Annotated in this window: 19 protein-coding genes; 5 read left to right on the forward strand and 14 right to left on the reverse strand. The window is 67.6% G+C overall.

What is annotated here, in order from left to right; all coding sequences use genetic code 11:
• Positions 1 to 57: 57 nt before the first annotated feature.
• From DIE13_RS02830 to DIE13_RS02860, 7 genes are all read right to left on the reverse strand, one after another.
• The gene (locus DIE13_RS02830) at positions 58 to 1,089 is read right to left on the reverse strand and encodes an ABC transporter substrate-binding protein (protein ID WP_124825739.1); all 1,032 of its coding nucleotides are present in this window, start codon (positions 1,087 to 1,089) and stop codon (positions 58 to 60) included.
• Positions 1,086 to 1,889, reverse strand: coding sequence for a siderophore-iron reductase FhuF (gene fhuF, locus DIE13_RS02835; protein ID WP_124825740.1), 804 nt, complete (start codon positions 1,887 to 1,889; stop codon positions 1,086 to 1,088). The genes DIE13_RS02830 and fhuF overlap by 4 nt, the downstream gene beginning before the upstream one ends.
• Positions 1,886 to 3,979, reverse strand: a complete 2,094-nt coding sequence (gene fhuB, locus DIE13_RS02840; RefSeq protein ID WP_124825741.1) for a Fe(3+)-hydroxamate ABC transporter permease FhuB — start codon at positions 3,977 to 3,979, stop codon at positions 1,886 to 1,888. Before fhuB ends, fhuF begins: the two co-directional genes overlap by 4 nt.
• The gene (locus DIE13_RS02845; protein WP_124825742.1) at positions 3,976 to 4,824 is read right to left on the reverse strand and encodes an ABC transporter ATP-binding protein; all 849 of its coding nucleotides are present in this window, start codon (positions 4,822 to 4,824) and stop codon (positions 3,976 to 3,978) included. Before DIE13_RS02845 ends, fhuB begins: the two co-directional genes overlap by 4 nt.
• The gene (locus DIE13_RS02850; protein WP_124825743.1) at positions 4,814 to 5,833 is read right to left on the reverse strand and encodes a TauD/TfdA family dioxygenase; all 1,020 of its coding nucleotides are present in this window, start codon (positions 5,831 to 5,833) and stop codon (positions 4,814 to 4,816) included. Before DIE13_RS02850 ends, DIE13_RS02845 begins: the two co-directional genes overlap by 11 nt.
• A 44-nt stretch (positions 5,834 to 5,877) precedes the next feature.
• A complete protein-coding gene (locus tag DIE13_RS02855; protein WP_124825744.1) occupies positions 5,878 to 6,120 on the reverse strand; it encodes an MbtH family NRPS accessory protein in 243 nt (80 codons plus the stop codon).
• Between the two features lie 113 nt (positions 6,121 to 6,233).
• Positions 6,234 to 6,902, reverse strand: a complete 669-nt coding sequence (locus DIE13_RS02860) for an RNA polymerase factor sigma-70 (protein ID WP_124825745.1) — start codon at positions 6,900 to 6,902, stop codon at positions 6,234 to 6,236.
• 393 nt (positions 6,903 to 7,295) lie between these two features.
• On the opposite strand from DIE13_RS02860, the gene DIE13_RS02865 reads away from it, so the two are divergent.
• Positions 7,296 to 7,514 carry a hypothetical protein gene (locus tag DIE13_RS02865; RefSeq protein WP_124825746.1) on the forward strand — a complete coding sequence of 73 codons (219 nt, stop codon included), beginning with the start codon at positions 7,296 to 7,298 and terminating at the stop codon, positions 7,512 to 7,514.
• A 46-nt stretch (positions 7,515 to 7,560) separates the two neighbouring features.
• Positions 7,561 to 7,698 (forward strand): HHHH-motif protein, encoded by a 138-nt coding sequence (locus tag DIE13_RS32770; protein ID WP_175786783.1) that lies wholly within the window; start codon positions 7,561 to 7,563, stop codon positions 7,696 to 7,698.
• Between the two features lie 84 nt (positions 7,699 to 7,782).
• Here DIE13_RS32770 and DIE13_RS02870 read toward each other — a convergent pair whose 3' ends face one another.
• The 4 genes from DIE13_RS02870 to DIE13_RS02885 all read right to left on the reverse strand — a co-directional run bounded on the left by DIE13_RS02870 (position 7,783) and on the right by DIE13_RS02885 (position 12,656).
• Positions 7,783 to 8,814, reverse strand: a complete 1,032-nt coding sequence (locus tag DIE13_RS02870) for a fimbrial protein (protein ID WP_124825747.1) — start codon at positions 8,812 to 8,814, stop codon at positions 7,783 to 7,785.
• Complete coding sequence (locus DIE13_RS02875; RefSeq protein WP_124825748.1) at positions 8,811 to 9,557, reverse strand: molecular chaperone; 747 nt, start codon at positions 9,555 to 9,557, stop codon at positions 8,811 to 8,813. The genes DIE13_RS02870 and DIE13_RS02875 overlap by 4 nt, the downstream gene beginning before the upstream one ends.
• Before the next feature lie 16 nt (positions 9,558 to 9,573).
• Positions 9,574 to 12,027 carry a fimbria/pilus outer membrane usher protein gene (locus DIE13_RS02880; protein WP_124825979.1) on the reverse strand — a complete coding sequence of 818 codons (2,454 nt, stop codon included), beginning with the start codon at positions 12,025 to 12,027 and terminating at the stop codon, positions 9,574 to 9,576.
• 116 nt (positions 12,028 to 12,143) lie between these two features.
• Positions 12,144 to 12,656: a fimbrial protein gene (locus DIE13_RS02885; protein WP_124825749.1), complete on the reverse strand. Its 513-nt coding sequence runs from the start codon at positions 12,654 to 12,656 to the stop codon at positions 12,144 to 12,146.
• 198 nt (positions 12,657 to 12,854) lie between these two features.
• Here DIE13_RS02885 and DIE13_RS02890 point away from each other — a divergent pair, with 198 nt between their 5' ends.
• Entirely contained in the window at positions 12,855 to 13,055 is a 201-nt protein-coding gene (locus tag DIE13_RS02890) for a hypothetical protein (protein ID WP_124825750.1), read from the forward strand.
• A gap of 441 nt (positions 13,056 to 13,496) precedes the next feature.
• On the opposite strand, the gene DIE13_RS02895 is transcribed toward DIE13_RS02890, so the two are convergent.
• Genes DIE13_RS02895 through DIE13_RS02905 form a run of 3 tightly spaced genes read right to left on the reverse strand, consistent with a single transcriptional unit; the run spans position 13,497 to position 19,295 of the window.
• The gene (locus DIE13_RS02895) at positions 13,497 to 14,948 is read right to left on the reverse strand and encodes an efflux transporter outer membrane subunit (RefSeq protein WP_124825980.1); all 1,452 of its coding nucleotides are present in this window, start codon (positions 14,946 to 14,948) and stop codon (positions 13,497 to 13,499) included.
• On the reverse strand, positions 14,948 to 18,085 hold the full coding sequence (locus DIE13_RS02900) for a multidrug efflux RND transporter permease subunit (RefSeq protein ID WP_124825751.1): 3,138 nt from the start codon (positions 18,083 to 18,085) through the stop codon (positions 14,948 to 14,950). Before DIE13_RS02900 ends, DIE13_RS02895 begins: the two co-directional genes overlap by 1 nt.
• A gap of 19 nt (positions 18,086 to 18,104) precedes the next feature.
• Positions 18,105 to 19,295, reverse strand: a complete 1,191-nt coding sequence (locus DIE13_RS02905) for a MexX/AxyX family multidrug efflux RND transporter periplasmic adaptor subunit (RefSeq protein ID WP_124825752.1) — start codon at positions 19,293 to 19,295, stop codon at positions 18,105 to 18,107.
• Positions 19,296 to 19,446: 151 nt separating this feature from the next.
• On the opposite strand from DIE13_RS02905, the gene DIE13_RS02910 reads away from it, so the two are divergent.
• Both DIE13_RS02910 and DIE13_RS02915 read left to right on the forward strand, forming a co-directional pair.
• Positions 19,447 to 20,094, forward strand: coding sequence for a TetR family transcriptional regulator (locus DIE13_RS02910; RefSeq protein ID WP_124825753.1), 648 nt, complete (start codon positions 19,447 to 19,449; stop codon positions 20,092 to 20,094).
• 329 nt (positions 20,095 to 20,423) lie between these two features.
• Entirely contained in the window at positions 20,424 to 21,701 is a 1,278-nt protein-coding gene (locus DIE13_RS02915; RefSeq protein ID WP_124825754.1) for a M23 family metallopeptidase, read from the forward strand.
• Positions 21,702 to 21,723 lie beyond the last annotated feature (22 nt).

Genomic DNA, 21,723 nt, shown 5'->3' on the forward strand with positions numbered 1-21,723 from the left:
CGAGGCACCACCTTCCCGTCAAACCGCTGCTCCGCCCGCTGGCGTTCAATCACGCATTCAGCGCACGGCCGGCAGCTTCAGCATCGTATCGGTCATCACGTCAGCCAGCTTCAGCGCCGACATCGGGCCGCCGAATCCCCAGATGTTGCGCTCGATCAGTGCGATCCGGCGGTCACGCAACGCAGGCACGAAACGCCACACCGGCGAATCGAGCTTCGCCGACAGCGGCACGTCCATCCCCGTCGCGGTGACGAACAGCACGGCCAGGTCGCGCTGCCTGAGCAGGTCGGCGGACGTCACGTACAGCGTGCCTTCGCGAGTCGGCTTGCGCGGCCACGGTTCGAGCCCGAGCGCGCGCGCGAGGCCCGCCGACGTGCTGTTGCCCGTATAGGCCCAGTAACGGTCGGGCAACCCGAGATCCTGCAGCAATGCGATGCGTTCGCCGCTGCGCCCCGCCGCCTTGAGCCGCGACGCATTGCGCACGAGGCCCGCGTCGAGTCGCGCGTCGACCGCCTGCGCACGCGCATCGCGGCCGGTCACGGCGCCGATCGTCCGGAAAATCCGCCGCATCCAGTCGAGCTGCGTGACGGGCACGCCGTCTTCCGACACGTTCGGGCTGAACTGGAACAGGATCGTCGGCGCGATCCGGTCGAGCGCGTCGAAGATCGGCGCATGGCGGAAACCGACGCCGATGATCAGATCGGGCTTCACCGCGGCGATCGCCTCGAGCCCCGGCTCCTGTCGCGAGCCGATGTCGGTCACGTGCGCGAGCCGGTCGCTCTCGTAGCCGAGCCAGCCCGGATAGAACGCGGTATCGGCCATGCCGACCGGCACGATGTCGAGCGCGATCACGCTTTCCGCGAACATGAAGTCGAGTGCGACCACGCGTTGCGGGCGCACGGGCATCGTCTTGCTTGCCTGCGACACGACCGGATTGCCGGCGAGCGAAGAGCGACCCGGTTGCGATGCCGTGCCGCGCGCATCATCCGCGGCGGCGGCTGCAACGTTCGGTGCGACGAACGCGCCGCAGCACGCAGCGCCTAGCGCGGCCAGCGCACCGAGCGCATGACGGCGGCCGGCGTGCTTCACCGGATCGCGTCCTGCCCAGCCAGCGCCGAGTCGTCCATCGTCAGTAGCAGGGGGCAGCTTCCACACAGTTGCGTTTCTCCAGGAATTTCATAGCGCAGGCAGCACACGCGGCGCGCGCGAAACGGCGTCGGCAGCAGCGACGAGCGCGGCACGGCATCGCGCACCGGCAGACGCAGCGGATTCGGCTCGCCGTGCACGCAGGCCGCGCCGAACAGCCAGTCGGCATCGCGCACCGGGTCCGCGCGGCACGGCAGCGACCGGTACGTGTCGAGCAGATAGTCGAGCAGGTTGCCCGCGTTGCTCCACAGCACGCGCGGCGTGACGCGGCCCATCGCCGCCAGCAGGTCGATCACCGCGCCGAGGTGCGCGACGAGACCCGCGTAACGCAATGCGGGTTCGTCGCACGGCGCGCCGAGCGCGTCCCGCGGGAAATACAGCGCGGCCGGCATCCCGTCGTCGAGCGCGACGAACGTGTGCTCCGGCGCCATGTCGAGCGGCCGGCCGAGCGTCAGCGCGGCAATTACACCGGCGGGCGCGGCACGCCCGAAGTAGTACTTGCTCCATTGCGACATCAGCGCACGCGCATGTCGGGCCGGGTCGCCGCCATAGTGACGGACCATCGCGTCGAGCACCGCCTCGCGATGCTCGGGCAACGCGCTGACGGGCACGACGATGCGCCCCGGCGGCGCATGGGCGTCATCGGGCATCCCGAGCCACACGACGTCGAGATGCCCGGCGAACGCCGCAGGCGCGAACGCCGAGAACCGCGTGGCGCGCGTGCCGTCGAGCGCCGGCGTCATCGGCCCGCGCGCCGGGCGCGGCGCCCCTCGAGAATCAGCAGTCCGAGCAGATACGGTGCGCCGATCAGCGCGGTCAGCACGCCGGCCGGCACTTCGCGCGGCGCGACCACCGTGCGAGCCGCCAGATCGGCGAAGCCGAGAATCAGCGCACCGCATGCCGCCGCGAGCCACAGGCGCGTGCGGTGCCGGCGTGCGCCGAGCATCGTCGCGACGTGCGGCGCCATCAGCCCGATGAAACCGACCGGACCGACGGCCGCGACGGCCGCACACGCGGCGAGCGTGGCGATCGTCAGCGCGAGCGGCCGCAGCGCGGCGACCGGCAGGCCGAGCGCGGCCGCCTGGTCGTCGCCGAGCGCGAGCATGTCGAGGGGCCGGGCGAGCCATGCGAAGACGGGCACCGCCAGCACGCACCACGGCAGCAGCATCGACACCTCGCCCCAGCTGCGGCCATAGGTGCCGCCGACGAGCCAGACGACGAAGCGCGCGGGCTGCACGCTTTGCTGCGTGATCAGCCACTGCGCGAGCGTGGTCCACAGCGCGCCGATCGCGATGCCGGTCAGCGCGACGGCCAGCGGCGCATAACGATGCCGGTGATTCAGCGCAAGCGTGATCGCGAGCGACAAGCCGCCGCCGATCAGCGCGGCCGCGGCGAGCGTCACGTGCCCCACCAACGGCCACGTCGACAAGGCGAACAACGTGACGAGCCCCGCGCCCTGCGTGACGCCGAGCACTTCGGGGCCGGCGAGCGGGTTGCGCACGACGCTCTGCATCGCGACGCCGCTCACGGCGAGCAGCGCACCCGCGAGAAGCGCGCACAGCAACCTCGGCATGCGCAGGTCGATGAGCATCCGCGCGACGGCATCGTGGCCCGACAGCGCGGCGGACCAGCGCGCGGGCGACAGCCATTCGGGGCCGGCCGACACGCCGACGAACACCGCGAGCGCGGCGAGCGCGGCGAACAGCCCGGTGCGCAACGGCCAGCCGAGCCGTTCGAGCCAGCCGACCACGCGTGTCGAGCCGCTGCCCGTAGCGCGTTCGCCATCCGCGTGCAGCACGCCCGACCACGCGGCGCCGCGCCGGATCATCGCGAGCATCAGCGGCGTGCCGACGAGCGCGATCGCGACGCCGGTCGACAGCGTCGCGTCGAGGCCCGATGCAAGCACCGCGCTGTCGGTGACGAGCACCAGCGCGCCGCCTGCGAGCGCGGACAACGGCACCAGCACGCCGAGCCGTGCCGCGCGCGCGCCGCGCACCTGGCGCAGCAGGTTCGGCGCCACGAGACCGACGTACGACAGCGGGCCCGCGATGCTGACGGCCACGCTCGTGAACGCGACCGCGACGATCGTCGCGGCGAGCCGCGTCGCGTCGACGCGCACGCCGGCCGCGGCCGCCGCATCGTCGCCGAGCGCGAGCGGATTCAGCGGCCGGATCACGAACGGCAGCGCGAGCAGCGGCACGACGAGCCAGCGCGCGACGAGCGCAAGCCCTGCCGCGCCCGGTTGATAGAGGCTGCCGTTGGTCCACAGCGCGGCACCCGCGATGTTCTGCTCGAAAAACGCGAGCACGAGCGTCGACAGCGCGGCGAACAGCAGCATGCAGACGCTGCCGGCGAGTACGAGCCGCAGCGGCGTCGCGCGCCAGCCGCCGGCCGCGACGATCGCGCACGCGGCGGCGATCAGCCCGCAGACGAACAGCAGCGGCACCGATGCGACACCGGCGAGTGCAGGGACCAGCATCGCCGCCAGCAGCCCCAGCTGTGCGCCGCCCGTCACGCCGAGCAGATCGGGCGAAGCGAGCGGATTACGCGTGAGCGACTGGAACAGCGCACCGGCGATGCCGAGGCAGCCGCCCGCGACCAGCGCGGCCGCGACGCGCGGCAGATTGAGGTCGAACAGAAACACGTGGGCGAGCGCGGCGGCGTCGCTGCCCGGCGCCGCGTTCCACCACACGCGCAGGTCGGGGGCCACACGCAGCACGGCCAGCACCGCGATCAGCGCGACGAGGCCGAGCGCGATCGCACCGGCCCGACGGCCGGCCGCAGCGCCCTGCCCGCTCGCCGCGAGACGCTTGCGCATCGCGAACGTCGTCATACCGCGACGTCCCGGTCGAGTGCGCCCGCCGCGTGCGCTGCGCCGGCCGCCGCCGGCCCGTAGGCCGGCACGCACATCGGCGCGCCCGTCTGCGGATGCGCGAGCTTCAGCATGTCGACGCCGAACGCAGCACGCAACCGCGCGGGATCGAGCATCGCGTCGGGCGTGCCTTGCGCGACGAGGCGGCCGGCGCGCATCAGCACGATTTCGTCGCTGTACGCGGCCGCCTGGTTCAGGTCGTGCAGCACCCACACGATCGTCAGTCCGCGCGTACGGTTCAGCGTGCGCAGCGCATCGAGGATGTCGAGCTGGTGATGGATGTCGAGATAGGTCGTCGGTTCGTCGAGCAGCACGATCGGCGCCTGCTGCGCGAGCGCCATCGCGATCCACGCGCGTTGCCGTTCGCCGCCCGACAGTGCGCCGACGTCGCGCTCCGCGTCGCCCGCCAGGCCGCTCGTATCGAGCGCCTCGTCGATCGCCGCATGGTCGGCGCGCGACAGCCCGCGCAGGAACCCCCCGTACGCGTAGCGCCCGTAGGCGACGAGTTCGCGCACGGTGAGTCCCGACGGAATCTGGTTGAACTGCGCGAGCATCGTCAGTTCGCGCGCGAGCGCGCGACGGCGAAACGACGCGAGCGGCTGGCCGTTCACGTCGACCTGCCCGGCAAGCGCGGGCTGCAGGCCCGCGAGCGTGCGCAACAGCGTGCTCTTGCCGCAGCCGTTCGGCCCGCACAGCGCCGTTATGCGGCCGGCCGCGATCGACAGGTCCAGCCCGTCGATCACGACATGGTCGCGATAACCCACCGTCAGCCCGCGCGCGGCAAGCGCGGCGGTACTACGCGTCATCGGTCCTCCGTTCGGTCGCGCGCGGGACCGTGTAACTCTGCGCCATCGCGACGACCACCTTGCGCGGCCCTTCGAACGGGTCGCGCGCATGCGCGGTCAGCATGTTGTCGAGCATCAGCACGTCGCCCGTGCGCCACGGAAACACGATGCGCTGGCGATCGAGCACGCCGCGGATCTCCGCGAGCGCGTCGGCCTCGAGCGGCGCGCCGTCGCCGTAGTACACGTTGCGCGGCACGTTCTCGAGCCCGACCGCGTCGACGAGCGCTTCCTGCATGTCGTCGTCGAGCGCGGACAGGTGAAACAGGTTCGCCTGGTTGAACCACACGCGATCGCCGGTGCGCGGATGACGCGCAACGGCCTGACAGCGTTCGCGGGTGCGCAACAGCAGTTCGCCGTCGTCGTCGGTGCGCCACGCGCATTCGATGCCGCGCGCCGCGCACATCCGTTCGACCTCGGACGGCTCGTCGGTGCCGAACGATTGCTGCCACGGCAGGTCGAGCCCCTGGCCGAAGTTGCGAACGTACAGCAGCTCGCGCTGCTCGAAGCGAGCAACCAGCGCCGGATCGAGCGTGCGACAGACGGCACGGCTGTCCGCGATCGGCGTCGCGCCGCCCTTGGGCGCCGCCTGCGCGCAATGGAACCAGATCCGCAGCGGCCATTCGCGTGTATACGACTGCTCGTTGTGCAGCGGAATCGCGCGGTGCGGCGGGTATTCGGTCGACGTGTAGACGGCGCCTTCGACCTGGCTGCGCGGCGTCGACGCGTATTCATAGCCGACCAGCGGATCGCCGAACGATGCCGCGAACTGCTGGAACGCGTCGATCGACGGCACGTGAAAGCCCGTGAACAGCACACCGCCCGCCCGTTCGAGCGTGTCGGCCGCGATGGCGTGCGCGAGCGGCGCGACTTCGTCGATCGACATGCCGTCGGCGCTGCGCGGCGACACGACGGTGGGCAGCCCCGGCTCGATACGCAGGTCGTCGAGCGTCGGCAACGAAAGCAGGGTCATGCAACGTCCTCTTCAGGTGGCGCGCCGGATCCCGGCGCAGCGGGTCACGACGCGCGCGATGCGCGCTCGCCGTCCATCGCGCGGCGCAGGCTCGCCGGGCGCATGTCGGTCCAGACGGTTTCGATGTGCGCGAGACACTCGGCCTTCGTGCCGCGCACGCCTACCTCGCGCCAGCCGGCCGGCACGGGCCGGAACGTCGGCCAGATCGAATACTGTTCTTCGTCGTTGATGACGACCGTGTGGACCAGGTCGTCGATGTCGGAGGAAGGCGTCGTGGCTTGCGTCATGATCGAAAAAAAGCGGAAGACGGTTGAAGGAGGCGAAACGGCGAACCCGGCGAACTGTCGGAACTGTCGCATTGGCCGCTCCTGTTTTGAAGACGATTGGCCGGCGCGATTTTTTACCGCCGCCGCGCACGACCGCCGAGAAACACCGGGCACGCGACGCCGCGATGGCACGCGTCGAGACATTCCGCGCAGTGCCGCTCCGCGTCGCGCACCATGAAATGCACGAGCGTCTGCGACACGTTCAGCGCGCGCGCCGCGGTCTGCAGCGTTTCCTCGCGCAACCGCACCATCTCGAACGCCGCGCGGCTGCGCGCCGGCAGGTCGTCGAGCGCGGCCCATACGCGGCGCAGCGTGTCGCGCGTCAGCAGCGCGGCTTCGGGCGTCGGCTCCGGCGACGGCACGTCGAAGCCGTCGTCCTCTTCCGTGTGATAGACGTTCTCGAGGCTTTGCCGGCGGCACGCGTCGATCGAGGCGTTACGCACCATCCGCGTTACGTAGGCGACCGGCTGACGCACCGCATCCTGGTTCGGGAATTCGACGAGCTTCACGAACACGTCGTGCACGACGTCCTCGGCCCGGCTCGCGCAGCCGACGAAACCGCGCGCGACGTTGACCAGCATCGCCCGATGGGAAATCAGCACGTCGAGCAGCGCACCCTGCACCTGCCGCTCCGCGGCCCGGTTCGCACGCTGCGCGGCGCGCGGCGGCAGGTCCGGATAACTGCCGAGGAACGGGTTTGCCGTTGCCGCCGCCGGTCGTTCGAGCACTTCCGCCATTGCCATCGATCTGCTCCGTCAAATTCCGAGATAGCGCAATTTAACGTAAACGCAAATCATTCTCAATCACATTACCCGATTTACCTTTCGCTCATCCGGATTTGTCCGATCAATTGGCGGAATCGCCGCCCGGGCGAATGTGTATCGGTCGTCAATCGGCCCGCACGCCGAAGCTTTCATGATGAAAGGAGTTGCACGGCGATCGATATGCATCGAACATCCGCGCCGGACCTGGCATGCGCCGAATGTCGGGGCCACGCGGCCGCCTTGCGGGGCACCGACACGATCTTTCAACACGCCGACGAAACGGGCGGGCTTGTCATTTACGGTAGCAACTTATTACGACGTGAAATTTTGGGGGCTCGTACGATCGAATTGCTGTTTCCAAGGGAGAACAACATGAAGACCATCGTGTTATCCGCAGTCATGGTCGGCGCGCTGTCCAGCGTGATGCTGACCGGGTGTGTTGCGTACCCTGCCGGCCCGGCCGAAGTGACAATTGGCTGGCACGGCGATCGCTACTGGGACGGACATCGCTACTGGGAGCGCCGCGACTGGGAAGCGCGGCATCCCGGCGGTCATGACGATCACCACGACGATCAGCGACCGCAGTGGTAATGCCTTTCCCTTCCCGTGATCCGATACTGAACGACAGGACCTCAACATGAAGACGCTACTCAAGACCCTGACCGCAGCCGTCGTTGCCGCCGCCGTGCTCGTGCCGGCCATCGCCGAAGCCCACCCGCACCGCGTGTGCCACTTCGAGCACCACCACCACAAGGTGTGCCGCTGGGTGCGTTGAGCATCGCGCAGCGAGTTTGAAAAAAGCGCCGGCAACCCGGCGCTTTTTTCATGCTGACGGGCAGCGGCGCACGCGCCGCATGCGTCAGTAGATGAACAGCCGGATCGTCGCCGTACCGTTGAACGGGCCGATCTTCGGCGCTCCGAACGCCTTCAGCACCGCGTCGAGCGTCACGCTCTGGTAGTTCACGCTGCCCGGCATCTGCGCAAGCACGAACTGCTGGTTGAACGGGATCGCCGTGCCGTTGCGGTCCTCGATGCCGATCCCGAAGTTGCTGTTCGAGTCCGGCACGAGCAGCCCGTTTCGCACGGTCTGCGACGTCTCGAAGTAACCGTCCACGCGCAGCGCCACGTTGCATTGCTTGGTCAGCGCGAGACTGAACGACTTGCGCGGCACCGCCGGCGAGAAACCGTTGCCGGTCGCCTGGACCTGGCCGAACTTCACGACGCCGGGTTCCGGCGTGACCTTCACGTCGACCAAGCAAGGCGTTGGTTTCAGGTTCCGCAGGCCGCTCAGCTTGTAGCGAAAGCTGGGGTTGATGTAGTTCAGGCCACCCTTGCCGTCGAACTGGAACACGGCGTAGATGTCCGACGGCGGCTGCACCCAGTTGCCGCGCTTGCGCACCACCACCTGATACGTGATGCTCAGCGGGAACCGCGTGCACCGTCCGGCCTTGACGTCGGCGTCGCTCAGCGTGCACGGATCCACGTACGTCTTCGTCTGTACGCCGTCGCCCGGCTGACTGCTGCGGCCGAAATAATCCTGGCCGAGATAGCGGATGCCGATCTCGAGCCCCCACGCGGCCGGATTCTGCTGTTCGGGGTTCGCGTAGAAATAGATCCACTCGCCGAACTTCTTCATGTCGCCGCCGAGATCCTTGTAGCAATACCCCGTCGTCGTGCGCGGCGGCGACACCCAGATCACGTAGCCGTCCGGTGCATCGGTCGGATACGACGCGACGTTGCCGATGGCCTCGGTCAGCATCGTGCCCCCCTCGTTCGCAATGCAGCGCACCGCCCACGCCGGCTGGGCCAGCCCGATCAACAGCGCGAGCATGCCCCACCTGAGCCAGGCAGGCTGCGTCACCGCGATGGCGTTGCGTCGCACGCCGCTCATTTCTTCACGCTCTTGCAGGCACCGGCCTCGCACGCATACTCGACCGCCACCTGGCCGCCGTAATCGTCGATATGCGTGACGAACAGCGTCGCCGGCGTCGCGGCCTTGAACGGCACGTCCGCCGTGCTCATCGGGTTCACCATGACCGGCTCGATCGGCACGCGCGTCTTCTGCGCGCCCGAGCTCACGTCGACCACCGTCACGTGATACGGCGTCGGGTTGTCGAACACGAGCTGATGCGCGGCCGCATCGACGCGCAGCGTCATCGGCAGCGTCCAGTCTTCGTCGCGCGCGGGCTGCACGCCCTTCGGCCGGTAGAACAGCTTCATCTGCGTGTGCAGCGCGATCTGCAGCGTGTTCGGCGTATCGGTCTTCGGCGGCACTTCGCGGATGTTCAGGTAGAACACCGATTCGCGGTCGGCCGGCAACGCGGCGCCGGGCAGCTTCGCGATACGCAGCACGTTGCGCTCGTTCGCCTCGACGCGCTGCAGCGGCGGCACGACCATCAGCGGCGACGTGATCTTGTTGCCGTCGGCGTCCTCGAGCCACGACTGCACGAGATACGGATACGTCGTGCTCTTGTTGGTGATCGTTACGATCGCGGCCTGTTCGCCTTCGTTGAAGATCACGCGCGTGCGGTCCGGCACGATCGCCGCATGCGCGGTGCCGGCGAACAGCGTGGACACGACGGCGAGCGCGCCCGGCGCGCGCCGCAGGAAGGAAAGGGAAAAAGCATGGTTCATCGCAGTATCCGTGAAGTCATCGTTCGTTCCGCGCGGCCGCTGCATGCGGTTCGCCGGGCATCTGGCACGTGACCGGAATCGGCGTGCCTTCGAGTTGGAGCTGGTTCGGCAGCGTGTCGACCGTGCAGAGCGTGCGTTCGCCCGCCCGCACCGCGAGCACGGATTTCGGCTGCACCTGGGTCAGGAAGGCGGCGCCGCCCTCGCCCACGATGCCGAGCTCCTTGCCGTTCGCCGCGTCCTGCACCGATGCGCCGAACGGCAACGGCTTGCCGAGCGCATCGGTCAGCGTCAGGTACAAGTTGCTGCCGCGCGCGGCGGAAAACTTCGCGAAGCCGATCGCGCCGTCGGTCAACACCATGCGCTGGATCGGGTTCGACACCTGCACCTCGAGCGGCAGCTTCTCGACGTTGACCGTCGCGTCGTACACGTTGTAGGGCGAGATCCCATCGAGCACCGCATAGCCGCGCGAATCGGTGTGCGTGAGCGTGCCGGACAGCGGCACGTCGGGCACGCCGTCGGTCGACACCAGCAGGCGCGTGTCGCCCGCGTTGCCGTTCGAGTGGGCGGACACGCCATACTGCGTCGCGACGAGCGAGCCGTCGACCTCGAGCGACGCGGCCGCATACGCGTTCGCGACCGTCGATGCCTGTGCGGTGAGCTGGTACGCCGACGTGCGCCGGCGGAAGCTCGCGTTCGCCGCGGCGCGGCCGTCGGTCGCGCCCGCGTTGACCTGGTACGTGCGGCCGTCCGGATCGTCGTAGATATATCCCGCGTTCACACTCGTGCTGCCGCTGCCCGTCGTCAGGTTCGACGTGACGGTGTGGCGCCCGCCGATCGGCAGCGTCGCGGTGACCGAGAACTGATTGCCGCTCGCGCCCGCGCTCTGCGTGCGAAATGCCGACAGGCTGACGTTCAGGTTGCGCAGCGTGCCGATCGAGAACGCGCGCGTGAGCGTCAGGCCGACGCGTTGCTCCGACGCGCGCGTCCAGTAGGTCGTCTGGTCGTACGAAAAGTAAGTCGACGTGTCGCCGAAACGCTTCGACATCGTCGCCGAGTAGCGCTGCTTGCTGTTGGCCAGGCCGTACGCGGTCGGGTCGCCCGAGAATTGCGCGAAGTTCGTGTATTCGCGCTCGGAGAAGCGATAGCCGAAGAAGCGCACGTCGGCATCCAGCCCGTCGAAGTGCTTCGAATAGTTCACGCGGTACGAGTTGCCGTTGCGCGTCGCGCCGTTCCACCACAGGCGGGCGCGCGCATGCGTGACGTCGGCCGACACCGCGCCGAACGCGCCGAAATCGCGGCCGACGCCGAGCGCGATCGACGTATAGCCCGATGCGGCGATGAAGCCGCCATATACGGTCACGTCGAACGGCAGCCCGTATGCGGCTTCGCCGAAACCGAAGAACGGCGTGATGCCGGCGCCGCCGAACTGGCGCGGCTTGCCGAGCGCGGCCTTGTAGCGCAACTGGCCGGTGCGCGCGAGGAACGGCACGGCAGCCGTTGTCACCTGGAAGCGCTGTACGCTGCCGTCCTCTTCCTCGACCGCGACGTCGAGCGTGCCCTGCACGCTCGTGTTGATGTTCTGCAGCGCGAATGCGCCCGGCGACACGCGCGTCACGTACAGCACGCGGCCCGCCTGCGACACGGTCACGGTCGCATTGGTGCGCGCGACGCCCGAGATCAGCGGCGCATAGCCGCGCAGCGAAGGCGGCAGCATGCGATCGTCGCTGCGGATCGACGCACCCGTCAGCGCGAACGTATCGAAGATGTCGGAGCTCAGGTAGTCGTCGCCGAACGTTACCGTCGACTGGATCGACGGCAGCGCGCGAAACGCATAAAGCCGGCTGAAGCGGAACGTGCGGTCCGCGTACGCCGTGTTGCCGACGTTCGACTGCGCCTGGTAGTCGCCGCGAAAGCGCCATGCATCCCAGTTCGCGCCGATCGTCCCGTAGGCCTGGATCGAATTCGTTTGTGTGCCGCTCGTACCGAAATTGCGGTTCGTGTTCGCGATCACGCGATAGTCGAGCATCGCGCCCGGAATCCCTTCGGACCAGCGCTCCGGCGGCAGGTACGTCGAATCGGTGAATTCGAGCGCGGCCTGCGGAATCGTGATCTTGAGCCGCCCGTCACTTTTCAGGTAACGCACCGTCGCGCCTTCGATCGCGCCCAGATCGACACAGCGGCCGCCCTGGAAGCGCGGCAGATCCTTCGCGAGCGAGCGCTTCAGCCCGAACTGCGCGACGAGCGCTGGAGGCAGGCACGGCTTGCCCGCGCCCGAATCGTCGACGGCGATGAACTCGATCGCCTGCAGCCCGTAGAACAGGTCGTTGACCTGCACGTCCAGCATGTACTCGCCCGGCAGCGTGAAATCGGGCTGCGAGAACTGCGACAGGTCGACATTGTTCGAGCCGTCGATGTTCAGAAACGATGAATTGAATTCCGTCGCATGGCTCTGGCTGCCGACGACCAGCACGGAGACGCAAAGGAAGGAATGTCTGATTCGCACGCGGTGCTCGGGAAGTCCGACTAAGAAAAGCGGGAGGAAAAGGAAGAAGGGGAAAGGGTGCCCCCCTTCCCCGGCACGGACGCTTATTGATAGCGGACCGTGAAGTTCGCGACGCCGTCAGCGGTACCCGGCGTCACGCCGGCTGCCGTCGCTTCGTACATGGCCGCGAAGCGTGCGACGTTCGTGCCGTTCTGCAGGAGCGTCGGTGCCTTTTGCTCGGCGCCGTTGTCGAGGTATTCGCCCGATGCAGCCTGCAGGCGGATGCCGACATTGGTGGCCGAGCCGATCGTCGCGATCAGCTTCGGCTGGCCCGAGCTCGACGAGCCCGTGAACGTGAAGTACGCGTTCTGCGCGATGCTGGTGTCGCAGTCGGTCAGCTGGATGTCGAAGTTGGTCGGCGTGGACTTGTCGCCGGCCTGCTTGAACACGTGCGTCGGCACCTTGCCGAGGTTCACGGTCTGGTTGACCGAGCCCGAATCGATGCCGCACGCGCCCGCGACGATCTCGCCCGTGAAGTTGATCGTGCCGGTGCCGTCCGCGAAGGCCGACGTGGACAGGGCTGCAAGTGCGACAGCGGTCAGGAGGGATTTTTTCATCATGTTTTCCGTATGGGTTGCAATGCGAATGGACGACGTGGCGGATACAAAAGGCAGCGTGTGGTTGGCTCCCGTCCGACACGAGGCGGCATTATCGAGATAACAATGAAAGAATTCTGTAAATCATTGTTAAATATAAAATGACATTGCTGTCCTTTCATTCTTTATGATGAATTACACCCCTGCAATTTTTAATTCATGAATTTTCTTTTGCAGTCCTTTTTTAATTTCAGAAAGTCGATTGAAAATCAAATACTTTTCCGGATCGGTGTCGAACATCACCCGCCGTCCCTTGCGAGCACAGACCTTCGCGAACACATGCAGCCGAATGACAAAACCCTGTCCGATACCGCCACAGTTGCCGATTCACAACGAAAAATTCCAGAAATTCCCAAATGACAGGAAATTAATGGTCGATTTCCGCCAACCTAAATCCATCGCGCAAACGATTGCGAATCGATACAAACGTTTTACCGCGACACTTTGCCACCCCATTGATTTCAATATGTGAATTAATCCAATCGTTAATTCAGTTTCGAAAAACGCACGTAATGCCACGCACCGCCGAGACAATCGGCGCATCGATACGGAGGAAGGAAAAGGAAGGAAGTCGGCACGGATTCGTGCCGCGCGGCGACCCGATCGGCCGCTGCGCCCCTGACGAGCCGAAGGCGGTGCTTCAGGTCGATAACCGGGCGGAAGAATGAAGATCACGACGACGCACAGCTGCGGGCGTCGCCGCTTTCTGCCGATGCGTCGGCAGAAGAAATGCCCCGCCGGCGAGGGCAGCGACGACGCGTCACCGCGCGTCGCAGCCCGTCGCCGTGCATGGCTACGACATCACGCGGCAGACTCGTCGGCCGATGCCGGCGCCCACCCGCCGCCCAGCGCGCGATACAGCGCGATTGCGTTCGCGAGTCTGAGCGCCTTGAGCCGGATCAGTTCCTGCCCCGACTCGTACGTGCTGCGCTGCGCGTCGAGCAGTTCGAGATAGGTCGCCACACCGCCCGCATAGCGGCGCTCGGCGAGCCTCAACCGCGCGCCGTCCGCCGTATGGACGTCCTGCTGCGCGTCCAGTTGCCGGTCGATCCAGTCACGCGCGGCAAACGCGTCGGCCACTTCGCGGAATGCAGTCTGCACGGTCTTCTCGTATTCCGCGACCGCGATGTGCTTGCGTGCGTTCGCGACGTCGAGATTCGCGCGATTGCGCCCGCCCGCGAAGAGCGGCAGCGTGATGCGCGGCGCGAACGTCCACACGCTCGCGCCGCTCGCGAACAGGCCCGAGAACGCGTCGCTGACCGAGCCGTAGTCGGTCGTCAGCGCAATGCGCGGGAAGAACGCCGCGCGCGCCGCGCCGATCTGCGCGTTCGCGGCCTTGAGCCGCGACTCGGCCTGCCGGATGTCCGGCCGCCGTTCGAGCAGCGCGCTCGGTGCGCCGGGCGCCACCGGCGCCATCGCGAGCGTGTCGAGCGCGCTGCCGCCGGCCGGCACGTCGCGCGCGAAGTCGCCCGCGAGCAATTGCAGCGCTCGCACGGTCTGCGCGTGTTCGCGCTCCAGCGCGGCCTGCGACGCACGTGCGGATGCGACGAGCATCTGCGCCGAACGCAACTCGATCGCATCGCTCGTGCCGGCCGCGTAGCGACGCTGCGTGAGCGATGCGATGTGTTCCCGTGCGTCGAGCGTGCGACGCGCCAGCGCCAGTTGCGCGTGCAACGAACGCTCGGACACGTACGCACCGGCGACTTCGGCAATCACGCCGATGCGCACCGTACGCTGCGCGTCGGCCGTCGCGAAATACTCGGCCAGCGCCGCATCGGAGAGACTGCGCACACGGCCGAACAGATCGAGTTCGTACGCGCTGACACCGACGCCCGCACGATACAGCCCGCTCACCGCGCTCTCGCGCACGACCGGGTCGTACTGGCGCGTGCGCTCGTAGCCGAGATTCGCATCGACCGACGGCATCAGGTCCGCACGCTGCACGCCGTATAGCGCGCGCGCTTCGTCGAGCCGTGCGGCGGCGATCCGCAGATCGCGATTATTCGCCAGCGCCGCGTCGATCCATGCCTGCAGCGCCGGGGCGGTGAAGTACGCGCGCCAGTCGTCGAGCAGCGCGGCATCGGCCGGCGTCGCGGCGGCGGCCACGGTGCCGTCGTCGACCGGCGCGTAGCTGCTCGGCACCGGCGCGGCCGGCCGCTCGTCGCGCGGCGCGAGCGAGCAGCCCGCGAGCGCGAGCGCCGCGGCCAGCGCCAGTTGAACCTTCAGCGTCGCGCGTGCATTACACGCAAACATCATTGCGAACCCTCCATCGTCGCCGGCTGCGCCCCGCCGCGTCGGCGCGGGCCGACGTCGAACAGGCGGCCGACGATCACGAAAAACAGCGGGACGAGAAACACCGCGAGCACCGTCGCCGTGATCACGCCGCCGAGCACGCCGGTGCCGATCGCCATCTGCGCACCGGACGCGGCGCCTGAAGCGAACGCGAGCGGCAGCACGCCGACCCCGAACGCGAGCGACGTCATCACGATCGGCCGCAGCCGCAGGCGTGCCGCCTCGAGTGCGGCGTCGACGAGCGACATGCGCTGCGCGACCAGGTCCTTCGCGACTTCGACGATCAGGATCGCGTTCTTCGCCGACAACCCGATCGTCGCGATCAGCCCCACCTTGAAGTAGATGTCGTTGGGCATTCCGCGCAGCGTGACGCCCAGCACCGCGCCGATCACGCCGAGCGGGACGACCAGCATCACCGCGAACGGGATCGACCAGCTCTCGTATAGCGCCGCGAGCGCGAGAAACACGACAAGCACCGACAGCGCGAACAGCATCGGCGCCTGCGTGCCCGACAGCCGCTCCTCGAACGACTGCCCCGACCACGCGTGGCCGACGCCGGCCGGCAGCTTCCCGGCGAGCCGCTCGATCGCGCTCATCGCTTCGCCGCTGCTGTGGCCCGGCGCGGCCGAGCCGTTGATCGTGAACGACGGATAGCCGTTGTAGCGCGTGAGCTGCGGCGGCCCGAGCGTCCAGTGCAAGGTCGTGAACGCGGCAAGCGGCACCATCTCGCCGCGCGCGTTGCGCACGCGCAGCTTCTTCACGTCGCCCGGATCGAGCCGGTGCAGCCCGTCGGCCTGCACGACCACGCGGCGCACCTGCGTGCCGTGCATGAAATCGCCGATATAGTCGGAGCCGAACATCACCGCGAGCGTCGTGTTGATCTCGTCCATCGACACGCCGAGCGCCGACGCCTTCGCGCGATCGATGTCGAGCTTCAGTTGCGGCGCGTCCTGCGTGCCCGCGAACATCAGATCGGTGAGCGCCGGATCCTTGCCGCCCGCCGCGAGCAGCTGCTCGCGCGCGGCGCTGAATGCTGCATGGTCGAGCCCGCCGCGATTCTGCAGCCGGAAGTCGAAGCCGCTCGTCGAACCGAGATCGGGCAGCGCCGGCGAGTTCATCGCGAACACCGTCGTGTTCGGCGTATGCGCGAAGCGCTCGTTCACGCGCGCGACGATCGCCTGCACGTGATCACGTTCGGCCTTGCGCGCCTGCCAGCTCTTCAGCGTGACGAAGATCATCCCGCCGTTCGGTCCTTCGCCGTACAGGTTGAAGCCGCCGAGCGCGAACGTGTACGCGGCCGGCTCGTCGTGCCGGATGTACGACTCGACCTCGCGCACGCTTTGCATCGTTTCCGCGAGGGGCGTGCCTTGCGGGCGAATCACCATCACCATGAAATTGCCCTGGTCCTCGTCGGGCAGGAACGCGCTCGGCAACTGCGTGAGCATCAGCGCCGCGGCCGCGGTCAGAGCGCCGTACACGACCAGCCAGCGCAGCGGCTTCTTCAGCATCGCGCCGACGCGCGTCGCATAACGCTGCGTCGAACGCGCGACGAAGCGGTTGAACCAACCGAAGAACCCGCGCTTCTCGTGATGGTCGCCGGATACGGGCTTGAGCAACGTCGCGCACAACGCGGGCGTCAGCGACAGCGCGAGGAATGCGGAGAAGCCGATCGATACCGCCAGCGCGAGCGCGAACTGCCGATAGATGTTGCCGACCGCACCGCCGAAGAATGCCATCGGCACGAACACCGACGTCAGCACCACCGTGATGCCGACGATCGCGCCGCTGATCTGCCGCATCGCCTTCACGGTCGCCTCATAGGGGCCGAGCCCTTCCTCGACCATCAGCCGCTCGACGTTCTCGACGACGACGATCGCATCGTCGACGAGGATGCCGATCGCGAGCACCATCCCGAACATCGTCAGCACGTTGATCGAGAAACCGGCCGCGTACATCACGCCGAACGTGCCCGCGAGCGCGACCGGCACGACGAGCGTCGGGATCAGCGTCGCGCGCAGATTCTGCATGAACAGGAACATCACGAGGAACACCAGCACGCCGGCCTCGATCAGCGTCGTGACGACCTTGTTCATCGACACGCGCACGAACGACGACGTCTCGTACGGAATCTGGTACTTCACGCCCGGCGGGAAATACGCGGACAGCTCGTCCATCGCCGCGCGCACGCGCCGCTCGGTCGCCACCGCGTTCGAACCCGGCGCGAGCTTGATGCCCATGCCGGTCGCGACCTTGCCGTTCACATACGACGGGTAGTTGTAGTCGTTGCCGCCGAATTCGATGCGCGCGACGTCGCGCAGATACAGCGCCGAGCCGTCGGGTTGCGTGCGCAATGCGAGCGCGCCGAAATCGGCCGGCGTCTTCAGCGGCGCGTCGGCGAACACCGTCGCCGCGATCGGCGCGCTGTCCGGCACTGCGCCGCGGCCGATGTCGCCCACCGTCACGCGCGCGTTGTGTGCGCGCACGGCCGATGCGATGTCGGATGCGGTGAGGTCGTGCCCGGCCATCTTCACCGGGTCGGGCCAGATCCGCATCGCATATTCAGCGCCCCAGAACTGCACCTTGCCGACGCCGTCGACGCGGCGCAGCGCCTGCACGACGTTCGCCGATGCGTATTCGCCGAGCTGCACGCCGGTCATGCGGCCGTCGTCCGACGTCAGCGACACGACGAGCTGGATGTTGTCGGCGGCCTTCTCGACCTGGATGCCGTCGCGGCGCACGGGTTCGGGCAAGCGCGCCTCGACCGTCTTCAGCCGGTTCTGCACTTCGACGGCCGCGAGATCGGCATTTACGCCCTGCTTGAAGGTCAGGTACAGCGACGCCATCCCCGCGCTGCTCGTCGCGGACGTATACAGCAGCCCCGGTGCGCCGTTCATCTCGCGCTCGATCAGCGCGGTCACCGATTCCTCGACGACCTGCGCAGACGCGCCCGGATACGTCGCATAGATGCTGACGACGGGCGGCGCGATGTCCGGATACTGCGCGACCGGCAGCGCGCGAATCGCGAACGCGCCGCCGAGCATGATGAAGAGTGCGATCACCCATGCGAACACGGGGCGATCGATGAAGAAACGTGCCATGTTGGTTTATCCGGACCGGTCAGGTTTGACGGGCGGCCGCCTGTGATGCGGCCTGCGTCGGCGATGCCTTTTCGACGGGCTTGACAGGCGTGCCGGGCGCGAACTGCGCGGCGTTGTCGACGATCACACGCTCGCCGCCCGCGAGCCCGCGCGTGATGCGCCAGTCGCGGCCGCTCATCTGGTCGGCGACGACTTCGACGTCCTTTACGTTGCCGCCCGCGTCGACCACGCGTACCGACGTGCGATCGGTCGTGCGCAGCAGCGCATCGCGCGGCACGAGGATCGCGCGCTGGTCGACGGCCGCATCCAGCGCGATCCGCACGTATGCGCCCGGCAGCAGCTCGCGCTCCGGATTCGGAAACAGCGCGCGCATCGCGACCGTATCGGTGGTCGGATCGACCGCGAGATCGCTGAACAGCAGCTTGCCCTTCAGCGGATACGCCGTGCCGTCGGCGCGCAACAGCGTCACCGCGACGTCGTGCTGCGCGATGCCCGTCGCGCGCCCGCTTTTCACCGCGCGGCGCAACGCATCGACGTCGGCGGCCGGCTGCGAGAAGTTCACGTAGATCGGGTCGAGCTGCTCGACGGTCGTGAGCGGCGTCGCCTGATCCTGGCCGACGAGCGCGCCTTCGGTGACGAGTGCGCGTCGCGCGCGGCCCGCGATCGGCGCCGTGACGGTCGCATAGTCGAGCTGCAGTTGCGCGCGAGCGAGCTCCGCCTTCGCGGACGCGACATCGGCCTTCGCCTGCGTATCGCCGGCAACGGCCTCGGTGTGATCGCGCTCGCTGACCGCGCGGTCGCGCACCAGATCGTCGTAACGGCGGCGCTTGTCGCTTGCCGCCAGCGCCGCCGCCTGCGCCTTCGCGAGCGCGCCCTGCGCGGCGTCGCGCGCGGCTTTCAGCGGTGCGGAGTCGATGCGGAACAGCACCGCGCCCTGCTTCACTTCCTGGCCTTCCTCGTAAGTACGCGCGGTGACGATGCCCGCGACCCGTGCGCGCACTTCCGCCTGCCGGTAGGCGTCGAGCCGGCCCGGCAACTCGACGGTCATCGGCACGGCCGTCGGACGGACCGTCACGACCGTCGCGTTCTGGATGGCCTCCTGCGCCTTGCCCTTTTCGCCCTTTCCGCATCCGGCCACGGCCAGCAGGGCCGCGAGCGCGAGCGGTGCCAGCCGGGCGCGGCGCGACAACGAACGTTTGTTGTTGTTCATATGTGTGATCTCGATCGTTCGCCGCCGATACAATGCGGCGGCTCAGGGTGGCCGATTATAATCAGTCACGACTGATTAAATATGTGCATTTGTAATCCGTCCGTCATACTGTCTCAATAAAACGACAGCAAACTGTAAGGAAATTCACGACATGGCTCGCAAGACCCGGGAAGAATCGCTCGCCATCAAGCACCGGATCCTCGACGCTGCCGAGCTCGTGCTGCTCGAGAAAGGCGTCGCGCAGACGGCGATGGCGGATCTCGCCGAGGCCGCCGGCATGTCGCGCGGCGCCGTCTACGGGCATTACCGCAACAAGATGGAAGTGTGTCTGGCGATGTGCGACCGCGCGTTCGCACGCACGTCCGAAGGCTTCGACGCGGGCGACACCCTCCCCGCGTTCGGCACGCTGCGCCGCGCCGCGTCGCACTATCTGCAGCAATGCGGCGAGCCCGGCGCGATGCAGCGCGTGCTAGTGATCCTTTATACGAAGTGCGAACAGAGCGAGGAGAACGGCGCGCTGCAACGGCGCCGGATGCTGCTCGAGTTGCAGATGCTGCGCATCGCGAAGGCACTGCTGCGCCGCGCGATCGCTGCCGGCGAGCTCGCGGCCGACGTCGACGTGCATCTCGCGGCCGTCTATCTGGTATCGCTGCTCGAAGGCGTGTTCGCGTCGATGATCTGGACCAACCGGCTGCGCGGGAATCTGTGGAACGACGCCGAAGCGATGCTCGACGCCGGTTTCGATGCAGTCCGCACTTCCGCCGCACTGCGAGTACGCGCGCAAAAATTGCCAGATTGACGAAAAACGGCGCAACAAATGCCGATCCATCCCGATTTTCCGCAGTGCGAAACGAATGAGCCGACCCTTTTTAAAATTTTTAACATTTTTCGGAACATCGGTAGACTGACGCGGTCATCTTTCTTTAGCGTCTTCGTGATAAATCAGGTTCGACCCGACAAACTCACGCCGCCGTTCGAAGCGGGCCTGCCCGCGAGTTGGGTCGAACGGAAACGACACAGGCCCTTCGGAGGGCCTGTTTTGTTGCACGCCCGTCGCCCGCCCCGTCGTCGCCCGACGGATGCGCCGCCGATGGCTTCTGCCCACACCTCTTTGAACCGCTTTCCTGGATGTGGACACTTTTGGTCAAGCCTGCCGCAACCCTTGATGCTTTCGCGCCCGGCCGTGCGCAGCGCCTCGTGCGTGCGCTCGTGCCGGCCGCCGTGCTCGGCGCCCTCGCCGCCTTCGGTCTCGCCGCCGCACTGCCGGCCGTCTCGCAACTGCCGGGCGCCGTCGATTCCGGCACCGCCGCGCTGCCGCAGCGCGTGCTGTCCGACACGCCGTTTCCTACCGCTCAGCATTTCGTGACGAGCGAGCTCGCGCGCACGATCGGCGAGCGCAACGAACTCAATGGAGGCAACGACCGGAACCCGCAACCGGGCCTGTTCGCCCCGCTCAGCGCGCATCGCAACGACATGCTCGGCTATGCGAGCCTGTTCCGGTTCGCGCCGCCCGAGCGCCAGCACGGGATGCGTGCCGGCGACATCGAACTCACGCTGTCCGATACGCTGAATCGCCTGGACGTGCCGCCCGAAGTGCGTATCCAGCTCGGCGATATCGTCACCGGCAAGGTCGCGATGCGCGCGAGTGCACAGCGCGGCGACTACTACCGCGTCGCGTACGACACGGACAACGGCACGCCGCACCTCGCCGCGCTCGAGCTGCGCGTCGCGGGCCGCACATTCGGCGCAATCTGGTTCCGCGCGCCAGGCGCCGGGCACGGCGCGTACTACACGCTCGACGGCGCACCGCTTGAAGCGGCCGCGTTCACGATGCCGGTCAAGTGGACGCGCATCAGCTCGTTCTTCGGCGAACGCATCCACCCGTTGTCGCAGGCGATGGCATTCCATACCGGCGTCGATCTCGCCGCGCCGACCGGCACGCCCGTCAATGCGGCGGCCGACGGCGTCGTGTCGTTCGTCGGCACCGATCCGGGCGGCTACGGCCACTACGTGATCGTCGATCACGCGGACGGCTATTCGACGTACTACGCACACCTGTCCGCGTACGCGCGCGGGCTGAATACGGGCGAAACCGTGAAGCAGGGCCAGCGCATCGGTTCCGTCGGGATGACCGGCGCGGCCACTGGCCCGCACCTGCACTTCGAAGTGCGGATCGCGAACGACCCGGTCGATCCGCTCGTCACGCTCGCGAACGCGCAGACAGGGCTCTCCGACATGCAGCTCACCGCGTTCCGCCAGGAAGCGGCGCAATGGCGCGGCCGCCTCGCGTCGATCAATACGTCGCCGTTCGCGTTCGCACCGGGCGACGGCCCGCTGTGGGGGGACTTCGCGACCGGTCCGTCCACGCTGCGCGCGGTCTTCAATTCGAGCTACAGCGCATCCTGATCCGACCGCCGCCGCTCGCGCT

The organism is Burkholderia sp. Bp9016 (assembly GCF_003857765.1).
Lineage (GTDB): Bacteria > Pseudomonadota > Gammaproteobacteria > Burkholderiales > Burkholderiaceae > Burkholderia.

What these genes read in the sequence shown, in the direction of transcription:
- DIE13_RS02885 (WP_124825749.1), bottom strand. Translation starts at nt 12,656, where the DNA reads ATGAAAAAATCCCTCCTGACCGCTGTCGCACTTGCAGCCCTGTCCACG.
- DIE13_RS32770 (WP_175786783.1), top strand. Translation starts at nt 7,561, where the DNA reads ATGAAGACGCTACTCAAGACCCTGACCGCAGCCGTCGTTGCCGCCGCC.
- DIE13_RS02895 (WP_124825980.1), bottom strand. Translation starts at nt 14,948, where the DNA reads ATGTTTGCGTGTAATGCACGCGCGACGCTGAAGGTTCAACTGGCGCTG.
- DIE13_RS02845 (WP_124825742.1), bottom strand. Translation starts at nt 4,824, where the DNA reads ATGACGCGTAGTACCGCCGCGCTTGCCGCGCGCGGGCTGACGGTGGGT.
- DIE13_RS02850 (WP_124825743.1), bottom strand. Translation starts at nt 5,833, where the DNA reads ATGACCCTGCTTTCGTTGCCGACGCTCGACGACCTGCGTATCGAGCCG.
- DIE13_RS02875 (WP_124825748.1), bottom strand. Translation starts at nt 9,557, where the DNA reads ATGAACCATGCTTTTTCCCTTTCCTTCCTGCGGCGCGCGCCGGGCGCG.
- DIE13_RS02905 (WP_124825752.1), bottom strand. Translation starts at nt 19,295, where the DNA reads ATGAACAACAACAAACGTTCGTTGTCGCGCCGCGCCCGGCTGGCACCG.
- DIE13_RS02870 (WP_124825747.1), bottom strand. Translation starts at nt 8,814, where the DNA reads ATGAGCGGCGTGCGACGCAACGCCATCGCGGTGACGCAGCCTGCCTGG.
- DIE13_RS02855 (WP_124825744.1), bottom strand. Translation starts at nt 6,120, where the DNA reads ATGACGCAAGCCACGACGCCTTCCTCCGACATCGACGACCTGGTCCAC.
- DIE13_RS02865 (WP_124825746.1), top strand. Translation starts at nt 7,296, where the DNA reads ATGAAGACCATCGTGTTATCCGCAGTCATGGTCGGCGCGCTGTCCAGC.
- DIE13_RS02900 (WP_124825751.1), bottom strand. Translation starts at nt 18,085, where the DNA reads ATGGCACGTTTCTTCATCGATCGCCCCGTGTTCGCATGGGTGATCGCA.
- DIE13_RS02890 (WP_124825750.1), top strand. Translation starts at nt 12,855, where the DNA reads ATGAATTTTCTTTTGCAGTCCTTTTTTAATTTCAGAAAGTCGATTGAA.
- DIE13_RS02915 (WP_124825754.1), top strand. Translation starts at nt 20,424, where the DNA reads ATGTGGACACTTTTGGTCAAGCCTGCCGCAACCCTTGATGCTTTCGCG.
- DIE13_RS02860 (WP_124825745.1), bottom strand. Translation starts at nt 6,902, where the DNA reads ATGGCAATGGCGGAAGTGCTCGAACGACCGGCGGCGGCAACGGCAAAC.
- fhuF (WP_124825740.1), bottom strand. Translation starts at nt 1,889, where the DNA reads ATGACGCCGGCGCTCGACGGCACGCGCGCCACGCGGTTCTCGGCGTTC.
- fhuB (WP_124825741.1), bottom strand. Translation starts at nt 3,979, where the DNA reads ATGACGACGTTCGCGATGCGCAAGCGTCTCGCGGCGAGCGGGCAGGGC.
- DIE13_RS02910 (WP_124825753.1), top strand. Translation starts at nt 19,447, where the DNA reads ATGGCTCGCAAGACCCGGGAAGAATCGCTCGCCATCAAGCACCGGATC.